This window comes from Paenibacillus sp. FSL K6-1566, from assembly GCF_038050475.1.
Lineage (GTDB): Bacteria > Bacillota > Bacilli > Paenibacillales > Paenibacillaceae > Paenibacillus_AQ > Paenibacillus_AQ lactis.
On the sequence record NZ_JBBOSR010000001.1, the window covers coordinates 5023463 to 5037328 of the forward strand.

Here is a 13866-nt window from a genome sequence, read left to right on the forward strand (position 1 = left end):
CTTCACCTCATAACAGCTTCATTATACCCATGATGATTAACAATAACGCGGGAAGGTACGAGATCAGACGCATGCCGTTCTTTGATGCAAACCGCAGTCCGACCCTCATCCCCAGCATTAGAAAGATCCCGCTGAATAGTGCGACCACTGAAGCCGTGCCGAGCGGGGAAAAACCGAGCATCGCCGCGCCAAGACCGGCTCCGAATGCATCGAGCGACAGCGCAATGCCTAGCCACATCGCTTCCCATGAAGAGATGCTCCCGGAATTGTCCATATCCGCTTGGACAGGGCTCCGCAGAATTTGGATGACGAGGCCAAGCTTGCGGATTTCAAATGAGAAAACCGCCTTCTGCAGAGCTTCGCCGCCACCCGCATGTTCTTCCCGGTTCACGCCCGACTGTTCGTCAGCCCGCGGTCCGTCCGTTCCGTAGTGCGCAATCCCCTGATCGATTCCATGCGCCCTTACCTTGCGATCTCTTGTTCCCCAAACCTGCTGATATAACGACCATAAGCCGAGCAGAATCAGAATGGCCGCCCCGATCACCGATGCCGCTGACGGGGACAAAAACCGCTGGAGCAGCGCCCCCGCCTGCATGGAGACGCCAAGCACGAGTCCCGAACACAGCGAGATAATAAGAACGGACAGCAGCGGGATTTTGGTTTTGCGCAGACCGTATGTAACCCCTGCCCCAAACCCGTCCAAGCTTAGCGCCATAGCCAGCAGTATGGGCGAGAAAAAATGACTGAGCACCCTCTCTTCCCTCCTTCGCAGAACCCATCAAGCCTTCGCTTAGCCGTTATTTCATGGCAGCTAATAGCCTGATCAGCTTCCCAATTGTCTCCTCATTATATGAGTGGAGAAAAGAAGGGGTGCACGCCCAGTTCCTTACTTCCTGTCCGGCTGGCATGAAGGGCAGTAATGCGTGCCCCTTCCGCCGACAACCGTCTTGAAGACCGGACCGCCGCAGCCGTAGCAGGGCTCGTCCTTCCGGCCGTAGATTTTGAGACTGTGCTGGAACATGCCCATCTCGCCCTGACCGTTAACATAGGACTTAATGGAGGACCCGCCCGCTTCTACCGCCTCGGACAGGGTGGCCACAATCGAATGGTACAGCCGGGACAGTTCATCGTCCCCGAGCTTATTGGCCGGGATCTCCGGATGAATGCCGGCCCGGAATAAGGATTCATCGACATATATATTTCCGATGCCGACGACATATGCCTGATTCAGCAGCACCGCTTTGATCTTCGTCTTCTTGCTGCCGATCACTTCTTTGAAAGTATCCGGAGTCAGCGTATCGTCCAGAGGCTCATAGCCAAGCTTCGATAACGGCGGATGGTTAAACTCCTCGCCCGGTGCGAACAGATGCATCGTGCCAAATTGGCGCACGTCCTTGTATCTCAATTCCGTACCGTCCGAAAAATGAAAAATGACGTGGGTATGCTTCTCTACGGGCTCATCCTTCCGGTAGAGCCCATAGCGGCCTTCCATCCGAAGGTGTGAGACAAGCACAAGCCCGTCCAGCAAGATGCGCAGAAACTTCCCCCTGCGCTCGACACCTTCAATCGTATGGCCTTTCAGCATAAATGCAAAAGCATCCACATCGTCAGGCCGCTGAATGATTCGCGGCAGATTTACGGTCACATGATCTATATATTTGCCTTTAATCAATTGATTAAGGGTTCGTTTGACTGTTTCGACTTCCGGCAATTCCGGCATAATAACTTCACCTCTACCTCATTATACCGGAAGATGGGATGGAGCGGCACCCACCTGGGGTGGAAACCTGTGGCATTTTATCCTAAATGACTTTGGTCCCGCCGACCTGCTGCCGCTGACTTCAAGACAGGCGATGCCGACAACGGTGCCGCCAAAGTAAATCCACGGACCGACCGGCACTTTCGTTCGCGTAGCTGCGCAACGCTAAAACCATCGTACCCGCGTGCCTCGCCGCGTTACTCCACATCGCCCTCGACGAATGCAGCTGTATCGCTTTCTACAGCTCCTAACGGCACCACCTTGCCTTGCCCCATCGGCCAGCAGAGACTCTACTTCGCCTCGTACCAGTTCGTACCGTAGCTGACCTCCGATTTCAGCGGAACCGACAGCGCTAGCGCATGGCTCATCACCTCAGGCACAAGCTCCTTCATGATTTCAAGCTCATCCTCCGGCACCTCGAATACCAATTCATCGTGTACTTGCAGCAGCATGCGGCTCTTCAGCTTGCGTTCGTGCAAGGCAGCATCCATATGAACCATCGCCAGCTTGATAATATCGGCGGCCGTCCCCTGAATCGGCGTATTCATTGCCGTCCGTTCGGCAAAGGAACGAAGGTTGAAGTTGCTTGCATTAATCTCGGGAAGATACCGTCTGCGTTCGAGCAGCGTCTTCACGTAGCCGTTCTGCTTGGCTTCCTTAACGATTTCGTCCATGTAGCGGCGAACGCCCTGGAACACCTCGAAATACTGGTCGATGAAAGCCGCTGCTTCCTTCCGGGTGATGTTCAGGTTCTGCGACAGGCCGTAATCGCTGATGCCGTACACAATGCCGAAATTGACCGCCTTCGCGGACCGGCGCATGTTGGCATCAACCTCGTCCACGCCGACGCCGAATACATCCATGGCCGTCTTCGTGTGAATGTCCATATCATGCAGGAACGCTTCCTTCAGCCGCTCGTCGTCCGAAATATGGGCAAGCACGCGCAGCTCGATCTGCGAATAGTCCGCGGCCAAAATGCTCCATCCCGGCTCGGAAGGCACAAACACTTTGCGCAGCTTCCGTCCTTCCTCCAGCCTGATCGGAATATTCTGCAGGTTCGGATATTGGCTGCTCAGCCGTCCCGTGGCGGCAATGGTCTGACGGTAATACGTATGCACCTTGCCCGTCTTCCCGGAAATCTCCTTCAACAGACCTTCAACATACGTCGATTGAAGCTTGGCAAGCGTCCGGTATTGGAGAATCAGCCGGACGATATCGTGATACGGCGCCAGCTTCTCCAGCACTTCGGCGTCCGTCGAATAACCGGTCTTGGTCTTCTTGATGACAGGCAGCTGCAGCTTAACGAACAGAATTTCGCCGAGCTGTTTCGGAGAATTCAAATTGAATTCCGTTCCTGCAATCTCGTAAATTTCCTGAACGAGCCGCTCGATTTGCGCCTCGAACTCGCGCCCGAGCTCCTTCAGATCCTCCACATTGACGGCAATGCCCTGCTTCTCCATATCGGCCAAAATCCGGGACAGCGGCATTTCCAGATCATAGAACAGCGGAAGCATTTCATTATCGGCCAATTCCTTCTCCTGGAGCGGAATCAGCTGGGCGGCAGCCAGACATTTGCGGGCCATATGCTCGCTGAGCTTGTCCGTGTCCGGTACCTTGTATTTTGCCCCTTTCCCGAACACATCCTCATCCGCCTGCAGGTACGACAGGCCGTACTTCGCAGCCAATCCGCTAAGGCTCTGGTTCGCCTCTGTCGGATCAAGCAAATACCCGGCCAGATGAACGTCGAACGCCGCGCCGGCAAAAGGGATGTCCTGCCAATGAAGCGCCAGGTCGATCCGGTGAAGATCATACCCGCGTTTTGGAATGTCGCTGCTGGCCAGCCACGTCCGGATCGGCTCCGCCGCCTCCGACTTCAGCACGTCGAACGGAATGTAGAACTGGCGGTCCTCCGTGGCCAGCGCCACGCCGATCACCTCCGCATGATGCGGGTTATCGCCATGGGTTTCCACATGCAGGATGCTGACCTGCTCCAGTACACCTGCAAGCTCCGCAAGCTTTCCTTCATCCACGATCGTCACGTCGATCTGAGCCTGCGGCTCCGACTCGGCTTCCGAGCCGCCTCCGCTCGTGCGGAGATCAAGCCGTTCGATCAACGATTTGAATTCCAGCTTCGCCAGCGCGGGGCCGGCTGTCTCCTCGTTGAGACCATTAAACACCATATCGTCCAATGTCTGCTCAAGCGGTACCTCGCGGAAGATCGTCGCCAGCTTTTTGCTTAGAATCGCCGAATCGGCATGCTCCTCGATCTTTTCCTTCATCTTGCCCTTCAGCTCGCCAGAGCGGGCGACAACCTCTTCTACCGAACCGAATTCATGCAGCAGCTTAAGCGCCGTCTTCTCGCCGACGCCAGGAACGCCGGGAATGTTGTCCGAGGCATCGCCCATCAGGCCTTTCAGATCAATGATCTGTTCGGGGGTGAGATCGTAACGCTCCTTGATCTGCTCCGGTCCGTAGTACTCGATTTCGGTGACGCCCTTGCGGACCATCGCAATCGTCGTATTCTCGGATGCCAGCTGCAGCATATCCTTGTCCCCGGACACGACCATCACCTTCCGGCCGGCTTCATCGGCCTGGCGCGTAATCGTTCCGATAATATCGTCGGCTTCATATCCGCCGATCTCGAATTGGGAAACGCCCAATCCTTTAAGCAGCTCCTTCAGCAGCGGAAATTGTCCGGACAGCTCCGGCGGCGTCTTCTGGCGGCCGCCCTTGTAATCCTGATAGTCCGCATGCCGAAACGTTTCCTTGCCCGCATCGAAGGCCACCATCATATGTGTTGGTTTATGCTCTTCGATCAGGCGAAGCAGCATGGTTGTAAAACCGTAAACGGCGTTCGTCTGCTGGCCGCTCGCATTCGTCAGCGGCGGCATGGCAAAGAACGCCCTGTAAATAATATTGTTTCCATCAATCAGGATCAGCTTGTCCATAGAACACCTCGCACCCATAATTCTTCCTTACCTCATGATAACATAGGTTACCGCTAAATTCCGAATGATCCTCCCGTCTTACTTAAAAAATGAAGAATGCTTCCTAATAGACGCTCGGATAAATCCGGGGGATCTGCATTAAATCTGCGGTTGCTGCTTTAATGGCAGGCCGTAGCATAAAAAAACGCCGGCATATAGCCGGCGTCAGGCTGTCGAGAAACCCCCTGTTTTTTTGCAGGGGGTTTAAAATTGCCTCGTCGGTCACTGAAGTAGGGTTCTCAGAGCGCTTTAAATCGATTTTTATTTTAAAAGATATGATTCCCCATATAAAAAATAGAGTGTCGAAAAGTCCGTTGGACTTTCTCGACACTCTGACGCCGGCATATAGCCGGCGTTCCCGTTCTTTAAAGCATCTTATTGATTCAGGTCCGGACGGTGTCCCGTCACCAGATAAACCGTGCTTTCCCCGATATTGGTCGCATGGTCGGCAATGCGTTCGATGTACCGGCCAACCATGACCAGCAGCATCGCTTGATTCGCCGTATCCGGATCCGAGGTCAGGTGAGCGAATAGGTCCTGCAAAATAATGCTGTACAAATGATCCACCTGATCATCGTCCTGGGCCATTTTATAAGCCAGGTCCGTATTCTCCGTCAGATAGGATTCAATGGATTCCGATACCATCGCCCGCACTTGATCCGACATGCGCGGCAGATCCACCAGCGGCTTGATCAGCTTCTGGCCTTGGAGGCGAAGCGTGACTTTGGCAACGTCGCGTGCCAGATCCCCCATCCGCTCCAGATCGCTCGCGATCCGGAAGGCGACCAGAATGCGCCGCAAATCTTTTGCCACCGGCTGCTGGGTGACGATCAGGCGCGAGCCGATGTCCATGATCTGCTCTTCCATCGCGTTCAGCTGAACGTCGTTGTCGACGACGCGCTGGGCTTTGTCCGCATCCAGGGTCTGCAGAGACTGTACGGCCAAGGCCAGTGCCTCCTCCATATGCTTTCCCATCTCGCGCAGTAATGTTTTCAGCTCGTCGAGCTGCTGGTCAAACTCAATTCTCCGGATCATGTGGTGCTCCTCCTATCTATGCTTAAGAAGATGATAATTGAACCATTAACCGAAACGGCCGGAAATATAATCCTCGGTGCGGGCATCCGAAGGCGTGGAGAAGAGAACGTCGGTGCTAGCCGACTCCACCACCTCACCGTTCAAGAAAAACACCGTCTGGCCAGATACCCGAGCGGCCTGGTGCATGTTGTGCGTAACCATAACGATTGTATAAGTGCTCTTCAATTCCTGAACCAGCTCTTCAATCTTCAGGGTCGAGATCGGGTCAAGCGCAGAGGTCGCCTCATCCATGAGAAGGATATCAGGCTGAACGGCCAGCGCACGCGCGATGCACAGACGCTGCTGTTGACCGCCTGAAAGGCTCAGCGCCGAACGCTTCAAATAGTCCTTGACCTCTTCCCACAGCGCAGCTTGCTTCAAGCTCTGCTCAACGATGCCGTCCAGATCGGACTTGCTCTTGATGCCGTGCAGGCGCGGTCCGTAGGCAATATTGTCATAGATCGATTTCGGGAACGGATTCGGCTGCTGGAACACCATGCCGACCTGCTTGCGCAGGGCTTCCACATGAACGTCCTCGCCGTAAATTTCGGTGCCGCCGATCCGCACGCTGCCCTCGATCCGGGTTGCCGGAATCATGTCATTCATGCGGTTCAAGGTCCGAAGCAGCGTCGATTTACCGCAGCCGGAAGGTCCGATGAATGCGGTGACTGTTTTTTCGGGTATGTCCAGATCGACATTTTTGAGCGCATGATACGTGTCGTAGTATAGGTTCAGTTTCTCAATCTGTATGATGGCTTCCATATTTTATTCATGTCTCCTTTTTTACGATTCGATCTGCCTTATCGTCTCTTGCGCGTCTTAGATGTTCTTCGAATACTTATTCCGGATCCATACCGCTGCAATGTTCATAATGAACAGCATGATGAGAAGCAGAATAATACCCGATGCCGCCAGCTCGTGGAATGCTTCACTTGGTCTGGATATCCAGTTGAAGATCTGGATCGGCATTACGGTGAAGGAATCCAGCAGATTTTCCGGCAAAAAGGCTACGTACGTTAAGGCGCCTATCATAATGAGCGGTGCGGTTTCCCCGATTGCCCGTGACAAAGCCAGAATGACCCCTGTCATGATGCCGGGCATCGCCGACGGCAGGACCGACTTGGATACGGTCTGCCATTTCGTCGCGCCAAGCGCATAGGAGGCGTCCCGCCGATTTTTCGGAACGGCGCGGAGCGCTTCCTGTGCCGCTACGATAATGATCGGAAGGACAAGCAGCGTCATCGTCAGGACCCCGGACAGCAAGCTGCGTCCAAGATTCATGCCGCGGACGAAAATCGCCAGGCCCAGAATGCCGTAAATAATAGAAGGAACGCCTGCAAGCGTACTGATATTCAGCTGAATGAGCCGAACCCAGCGGCTGCGTCCCGCATATTCTTCAAGAAAGATCGCTGCCCCGACGCCCAGGATGAAGGATAGCGGAGCCATCAGGAGCAGCAAATAAATCGTGCCGACAATCGGCGACTTCAGACCGGCCCGGTCCGCAATCCGGGAAGGATAATTCGTGAATAAGTCCGGCGACAGCCGGTGAATTCCGTCCATCACGATCGTGCCGATGAGTGCCATCAGGACAAGAATGCCGATGCTGGTGCAGGCGAGAAAAATCATATGCAGGGTTTGGTCACTAATGCGTCTTCGGTTGATTCTCTTGCTGTCTCCCAGATTCAAACGTTCCATCTAGTATTCCTCCCTGAAGCGGCGAGCGACCCACTGCGCCAAAATATTAAGCAAGAAGGTAATGACGAACAGCGTCAAACCTACCGCAAAAATAGTACCGTACTCGATCGTACCGCGCGGTACGTCACCCATGCTGACCTGAACGATGTACGAGGTCATCGTCTGGATGCTCTCCAGCGGGTTCAATGTCAGCTGCGGCGTTGCCCCCGCGGCTACGGTAACGATCATCGTCTCGCCGATCGCCCGCGAGAAAGCCAGGACGAACGAAGACACGACCCCGGACAAGGCTGCAGGCAGCACGATTTTCAGCGCTACCTCAAAGCGGGTAGCCCCGAGCGCATAGGCGCCGTGGCGCAACGTTTTCGGCACAGCCCGCATGGCGTCCTCGCTCAGGGAGGAGATCATCGGCAGCACCATGACGCCGACGACGATACCTGCGCTTAGCGCATTGAATATGCCCATATCGGGAAAAATCTTTTGAAGGAATGGCGTGACGGCTTCCAATGCAAAATAACCGTAAACAATCGTCGGTACTCCGGCCAATACCTCAAGTACCGGTTTGACTACCCCCCGAACCCGGGCAGGAGCGTATTCATTCAAATAAATAGCGCATGCCAAGCCGATAGGCACTGCGAATAAAATCGCAATGCCTGTAATCAGCAATGTGCCGCCCAGGAGGGGCAGCACGCCGAATTCTTTTGGAGGGAGAATCGGACTCCATGTTGTTCCTGTCAGGAAGGACCACACGGGCACTTCCTTGAAGAAGATGATGGATTCCTGTAACAGTGTATATACAATCCCGATGGTGGTGACGACCGATAGCAGTGCGCACATGCCGAGCAGAATCGGAATGATTTTATCGGAGAGGCGCGTTTTGCTGCGACGGAACGTCATTTGCTTGGGTGCACCCGCCACGGATGATGTTTTGTTCATTCTCCTCTTCCCTTTCTATTTACCTGGAATAACCGTTCAATTATTGGGCCAGCTTGCCTTTTTCCTCTTCATATTGCTCATCTTGCAGAGGAACGAAGCCAACTTCGCCCGCCAAGCTTCCGGCATTCTCAAGGTAGAAGTCTACGAAAGCCTTCACTTCAGGACGTTCCATTTCCTTCTTGCTTACGTAGATGTAAAGCGGACGGGACAATGGAGCATAGCTGTTGTCTTTAATCGTTTCCATGCTTGGCGCTACTGTTGCAGTACCGTTGTCGATCGGAACCAGCTTCAATTTGTCCTGATTCTCTTCGTAGAAGGAAAATCCGAAATATCCGATAGAGTTCTTATCGCCGGCAACACCCTGTACAACGGCATTCGTGTCGGCACTGAACGTAATCTGGCTGTCGTTACGGCTGGATTGAGCTTCGCCGTTAATGGCTTCGGTGAAGTAGTCGAAGGTTCCATGGTCTGTACCAGGGGAGTAGATTTTGATCTCCTCGGCAGGCCAGCCTTCACGTACGTCCGCCCATGTTTTTACTTTGCTGTTTGGCTCATAGATTTTCTTCAACTCATCTACGGTAAGCTTATCTACAAAATCATTATCCGGATTGACAACGACGGACAGTCCGTCATAAGCAACCAGAACTTCGTTGTATTCAACATTGTTCTTCTTGAGCTCTTCCGCTTCTGTATCTTTAATTGGACGGGATGCATTCGCAATTGCGATTTCGCCGGTTGCAAAGCGCTTGAAGCCTGCGCCTGTACCGCCGGTTCCGATCGGAACGCGTACGTCCGGATTTGCTGCTCCGAATTCCTCAGCAATCGCTTCTGTCAACGGATGCACCGTGCTGGATCCATCGATTTCAATCGTTCCGGACAAAGCATCCGTCGTTTTGCTTTCTTCTTGTTGAGCAGAGCTGCCGTTACTGTTCGTTTCTCCCGACGCGCTGCCCGTTGTACTGTTTCCGCCTCCGCAAGCTGCGAGAATGGCGCTCAGCATCAGCACCAGAACGAGAATGCCTGCTGGTTTACGACCCCTTTTTCTAAACAAACGAATCCACTCCTTCAAAATGGTTGTTGTCTTTACTAACCGTCTTACAATATAGATCTTAATCCCCTAATGTAATTGCAGTTTTTCAGAAATGTAAACGCAGTGTAAAATTTATAATAGAATGCTAGACCTGCAGATTCACATCTTATTGCTCCGCCCTTGGCTCTAACGCAGCGTTCATACCGGCCAGCTCTTCCTTAATCTGGTGCACGCGCTGTACCGTATTAACCGCCAGCTCATAGACCTGGCTCCCGGACAATTCCACTTCATGAACCGCCTGCTGCATTTCATAAAAGAGACGGGTTCCCTCTTCGACGTCGCCTTCGCAGGATTGAAGCTCCTTTAGCGCCGATCCCGCAGCAGCTGCCGTCTCCGCAGCAAGCTGCTGGATATGCTCTAGCAGCTCGGAGATGTCGCCCGCCAGCTTCCGTGTCTGCTTCGCCAAGGATTGGACCTCGCCGGCTACGACCTGAAAGCCCCGTCCATGCTCTCCGGCGTGGGCTGCCTCGATTGACGCGTTCATCGCCAGCAGGCTGCTCTGATTGGCAAGCTCGGTTATCGTGCCCGTAATGGAGGAGATGCGGCCTGCGTGACGCACAAGCTCTTCTGCTTGATCGCCGCGCCGGGTCATATCCCCGATCAGCCCCGCATAGGACGAGGATACCCGCTCCAGCTTGTCCGCCCCGGTCTCGGAAAATTCGCGCATTCGGACACATTCAGCTCTCGTCTTGTCCGCGGCTGCCTTAACATCATCGAGCGAAGCCTCGATATTGCTCGTGTGTCGGTAGCTTCCAGTCAGAATCAGCTCTCTCTTCCGCTCCGCATCCAGCTGCAGCCTACCGGACAAGTTCATAAGGTCGCGAACGGTGAGCACGCCGGCGAGCACTTCCTTTTGTATTACAATGATACAATCGTAAAATTTCTCATCCGGGCGGTGCAGCGCCCGATGTAACACTTCGGAGACGGTTTCATCCGCTTCGACTATGGTTGGACTCAAATCCGCGAACTGGAACGCCGGCTTCGGGTAATATAAATCCACTGCAAACCTGCCCATCATCCGCTGAAAGAAGGCGTCTCGCATAATCAGCCCGGACGGGTTCCCCGGGGTATTGCAGTAGATTACGCACGGGATACCCGGGTTTCCCATCAACAGCTCCAGCACATCAAGGCATGTTTCGGTCTCGCTGATTTCAGGCACCGATCGGGTATATTCCATCATGGACGGCTCCTTCAGCTCGCCCGATGCCTGCGCAAGCCTCGCTTCCGGACCCTGTAACCGATCCTCCGCCTGACTGGCTTGATTCATTCGATTCATTTGATTCGTTTGCTCCGTCAGATCCTCGAGAGCTTCCGCGATTCCATGAACCGCATTCGGCGCCCCAGCCGCTTGAACCGTTCGTTGATTCTGACCTGCTTGATTCCCTTGATCCACTCGTTTCCCTTGAACCGCCTGATCCCCTTGAGTGACCTGTCGTCCCGGTGTTTTCCGAAGCAGCGTCATCGGCTCCATCCTCTCCTAATGGTTCTTTAGACGCATCATATCGAAGGATTGTTATCGGTATATATTCGGTATGTTAACACCGTGTAAATCGCGCGCCAATCCTGGCTGGATATGTAACCAAAGTCTCAGAAAAACGATCCCCTGGAACTAAATAACCCCGCAGTAAGTGGGGGGGGCGGCATCCGATAGAGTTATTACTGTCGTTAGTTTCTTTTAACAGCAGGCATAAAAAAAGCCTCCGCATCATTTACAGCGAATGATGGGAAGCTTTATTCGTATTAACAACCAATTTATACCCGACGCCGCGAATCGAATCGATATGCACGGATTCCGGATCGAGCTCCAGCTTTTTGCGGAGGGAGCTGACATGGACGTCAACGGTGCGCTGGCCGCCGATATAATCGAACCCCCAGACGACGTTCATCAGATCGTCCCGCGTCAAGACAACGCCCGGCTTCTTCGCCAAATAGAGCAGCACCTCGAATTCCTTCGGACGAAGATTAATGCTCTGCCCGCCGAGCCGCACCTCATATTTCTCGGGGAAGATTTCGAGCTGTCCGAGCGAAATCACGTTCGCCTGCTGCTCCGAAACCTTCGCTTCCTCGCTTTGACCAGACGTTCTGCGCATGACGGCCGAAACTCTGGCCAGCAGCTCGGAAACGCCGAACGGCTTCGTAATATAGTCGTCCGCCCCCATCTTCAGGCCCTGCACGACTTCCTCCTCTGCATTCTTCGCCGTGAGAATAATGATCGGCGTCTTAATGCCTTTGCCTCTAAGCTTCTCTAAAATTTGAAAGCCGTTCATGCCCGGCAGCATGACATCGAGCAGAATCAGGTCGAACTCCTCCTGCGACGCTCTTTCGTAACCTGCCGTCCCATGCTCTTCAACGGTGACGTCAAAGCCTTCCTGCGTCAAATTGTACGATAACAAACGAGACAGTGTAGGCTCATCTTCAATAACAAGTAAACGTTGAGTCAATATTAACCCCGCCTTGTGTATGGATTGGATTACTTGTTTCAGTATATAAACTGAATGTTAACGCTGTGTTAAATTCCCGCTTCCTCGTGTTCCTGAAGAACGGGAAGCTCGATGATGAAGGAGCTCCCAACGCCCAGTTCGCTTTCCACATCGATCCGGCCGTGATGCATATCCACCAGATGCTTAACGATCGATAGGCCAAGTCCCGTACCGCCTGATCCCCGGGATCTCGCTTTATCCACCCGATAAAACCGCTCGAAGATGCGCGGAAGATCCTTCTTCGGTATACCGATTCCCGAATCCTTTACAATGAACTGGACGATATCCTCGGACTGGCCATTATGCAATTTTTCACGCGCCGTCAATTTGACCCTGCCGCCCTCCTGCGTGTAATTAATCGCATTGGATAACAGATTCATAAAGATTTGGCGCAGCTTGTCCTCATCGCCTTCCATGAACAGCTCTTCAGGCACGTCGAGCTCCAGGCTGATCCGCTTCTTCTCCGCCACCGTGCGCATCATCTCCGAGATCGTCTCGAAGAATGCCTGCAGATGGATCGGCGAATAGTCCATCTGAACGCGCTTGGACTCGATGGAAGACAGCTCCAGAATGTCGCCGATCAGCCGGTTGAGCCGCTCGGATTCATCATAGATGATCTGGAGAAACGATCTGGCGGTCTTCTCATCCGACACGCCGCCGCCAAGAAGCGTCTCGGCAAACCCCTTAACGGCCGCAAGCGGTGTCTTAAGCTCATGCGATACATTCGCCACGAATTCGCTTCGCATTCTCTCCAATCTGCGGATGTCGCTTACATCCTGGAGCAGGAAGAGCATGCCCCGGTAGGCCCCATCTTCCTGCACCATCGGGACACCGTCCAGCCGCACAATCGATTCGACCGGGTAATACAGATTCCGTTCTTCATGGAAGCTGTTACGGTTCTCGAGCCCTTCCTTCATCAGCTTCGTGAGCTCGTAATGCTGCTTGAGCTCCCGATACGATTTTCCGGTAATCACTTCGGCGTCAACGCCCAGCATTCTTTCGGCCGCCCGGTTGATGAGCATAATATGGCCCGATCCGTTCACCATGACGATCCCGCCTGTCATGTTGTTCAGGACGCTCTGAAGCAAATCTTCATTATCCCGGATCGTCCGAACTTGGGTCTGAAGACTGTCGGCCATTCCGTTGATAGCTTGCGCCAGCTGGCCGATCTCATCCTTACGGTTAATATTCACTCGCGCATCATACTCCAAACGCGCAATGCGTCTGGCGACTCTCGTGATTTTCTCGAGCGGCGACGTCAGCCCCTTCGCCACGCGAATGCTCAGAAGACTCGCTGCGAGGAACAGAATCGCAAGACCAATGCCCATCACCGTCCAGCCTTGCCGGACGCCTTGGTCGACCTGACTGAGGCTGAGGGACAGTCGCACGAAGCCATCGAAGGAATCGCCGACCTTAACGGGCAGCGCGACGTACAGCATGTCCTGCCCCAGCGTGCTGCTGCGGCGGATGGTGCTCCCTTTGCCGGTCTTCTCCGCTTCCAAGACTTCCTCGCGGTAAGCATGATTATCCATGGTCACGGGGTTGCTCTCGGAATCTCCGATCACCCGTCCATCCTTCGTTATAAACGTAACCCTTGCATCAGACAGCTCTTCAAGCTGAAGAGAACGGTTCGTATAATACTCGACGGCATCCGGGCTGTCGGTATCCGGAAAATCCATCATCGTCTGCAGAAGCCGGATCTCCCGGATCATATTGTCCTCCAGCAGCTGAATATGGGATTGCTTAAATACCTTTACCATGGCCAGACCGGCGCCAAGCATGGATAAACCGATCAATACCAGCATGATCAGGGTTAGACGGTTGCGAAACTGCTTCATGCTCTCTCCC

11 protein-coding genes are annotated in these 13866 nt (G+C 53.8%); all 11 read right to left on the reverse strand.

The window, feature by feature from the left end; translation table 11 throughout:
- Positions 1 to 7: 7 nt before the first annotated feature.
- The 11 genes from NST08_RS22250 to pnpS all read right to left on the reverse strand — a co-directional run bounded on the left by NST08_RS22250 (position 8) and on the right by pnpS (position 13856).
- Positions 8 to 751 (reverse strand): MntP/YtaF family protein, encoded by a 744-nt coding sequence (locus NST08_RS22250; RefSeq protein ID WP_007127423.1) that lies wholly within the window; start codon positions 749 to 751, stop codon positions 8 to 10.
- Between the two features lie 135 nt (positions 752 to 886).
- The gene (mutM, locus tag NST08_RS22255) at positions 887 to 1720 is read right to left on the reverse strand and encodes a DNA-formamidopyrimidine glycosylase (protein ID WP_007127422.1); all 834 of its coding nucleotides are present in this window, start codon (positions 1718 to 1720) and stop codon (positions 887 to 889) included.
- Positions 1721 to 2049: 329 nt separating this feature from the next.
- Complete coding sequence (gene polA, locus NST08_RS22260; protein ID WP_213613641.1) at positions 2050 to 4707, reverse strand: DNA polymerase I; 2658 nt, start codon at positions 4705 to 4707, stop codon at positions 2050 to 2052.
- 414 nt (positions 4708 to 5121) lie between these two features.
- The gene (phoU, locus tag NST08_RS22265; protein WP_007127420.1) at positions 5122 to 5781 is read right to left on the reverse strand and encodes a phosphate signaling complex protein PhoU; all 660 of its coding nucleotides are present in this window, start codon (positions 5779 to 5781) and stop codon (positions 5122 to 5124) included.
- A gap of 45 nt (positions 5782 to 5826) precedes the next feature.
- Positions 5827 to 6582, reverse strand: a complete 756-nt coding sequence (gene pstB, locus NST08_RS22270) for a phosphate ABC transporter ATP-binding protein PstB (RefSeq protein ID WP_007127419.1) — start codon at positions 6580 to 6582, stop codon at positions 5827 to 5829.
- 57 nt (positions 6583 to 6639) lie between these two features.
- Positions 6640 to 7515 carry a phosphate ABC transporter permease PstA gene (pstA, locus tag NST08_RS22275; protein WP_007127418.1) on the reverse strand — a complete coding sequence of 292 codons (876 nt, stop codon included), beginning with the start codon at positions 7513 to 7515 and terminating at the stop codon, positions 6640 to 6642.
- Positions 7516 to 8448: a phosphate ABC transporter permease subunit PstC gene (gene pstC / locus NST08_RS22280; RefSeq protein WP_007127417.1), complete on the reverse strand. Its 933-nt coding sequence runs from the start codon at positions 8446 to 8448 to the stop codon at positions 7516 to 7518.
- Positions 8449 to 8488: 40 nt separating this feature from the next.
- Positions 8489 to 9499 (reverse strand): PstS family phosphate ABC transporter substrate-binding protein, encoded by a 1011-nt coding sequence (locus tag NST08_RS22285; RefSeq protein ID WP_007127416.1) that lies wholly within the window; start codon positions 9497 to 9499, stop codon positions 8489 to 8491.
- Positions 9500 to 9644: 145 nt separating this feature from the next.
- Complete coding sequence (locus NST08_RS22290; protein ID WP_341342307.1) at positions 9645 to 11000, reverse strand: methyl-accepting chemotaxis protein; 1356 nt, start codon at positions 10998 to 11000, stop codon at positions 9645 to 9647.
- 247 nt (positions 11001 to 11247) lie between these two features.
- Positions 11248 to 11979 (reverse strand): response regulator transcription factor, encoded by a 732-nt coding sequence (locus NST08_RS22295; protein WP_007127414.1) that lies wholly within the window; start codon positions 11977 to 11979, stop codon positions 11248 to 11250.
- A gap of 68 nt (positions 11980 to 12047) precedes the next feature.
- The gene (gene pnpS, locus NST08_RS22300; protein ID WP_007127413.1) at positions 12048 to 13856 is read right to left on the reverse strand and encodes a two-component system histidine kinase PnpS; all 1809 of its coding nucleotides are present in this window, start codon (positions 13854 to 13856) and stop codon (positions 12048 to 12050) included.
- Between the last annotated feature and the right edge of the window lie 10 nt (positions 13857 to 13866).

Coding starts and splice junctions, on each gene's coding strand:
- polA (WP_213613641.1), bottom strand. CDS start 4,707: ATGGACAAGCTGATCCTGATTGATGGAAACAATATTATTTACAGGGCG.
- pstC (WP_007127417.1), bottom strand. CDS start 8,448: ATGAACAAAACATCATCCGTGGCGGGTGCACCCAAGCAAATGACGTTC.
- mutM (WP_007127422.1), bottom strand. CDS start 1,720: ATGCCGGAATTGCCGGAAGTCGAAACAGTCAAACGAACCCTTAATCAA.
- NST08_RS22290 (WP_341342307.1), bottom strand. CDS start 11,000: ATGACGCTGCTTCGGAAAACACCGGGACGACAGGTCACTCAAGGGGAT.
- phoU (WP_007127420.1), bottom strand. CDS start 5,781: ATGATCCGGAGAATTGAGTTTGACCAGCAGCTCGACGAGCTGAAAACA.
- pnpS (WP_007127413.1), bottom strand. CDS start 13,856: ATGAAGCAGTTTCGCAACCGTCTAACCCTGATCATGCTGGTATTGATC.
- pstB (WP_007127419.1), bottom strand. CDS start 6,582: ATGGAAGCCATCATACAGATTGAGAAACTGAACCTATACTACGACACG.
- pstA (WP_007127418.1), bottom strand. CDS start 7,515: ATGGAACGTTTGAATCTGGGAGACAGCAAGAGAATCAACCGAAGACGC.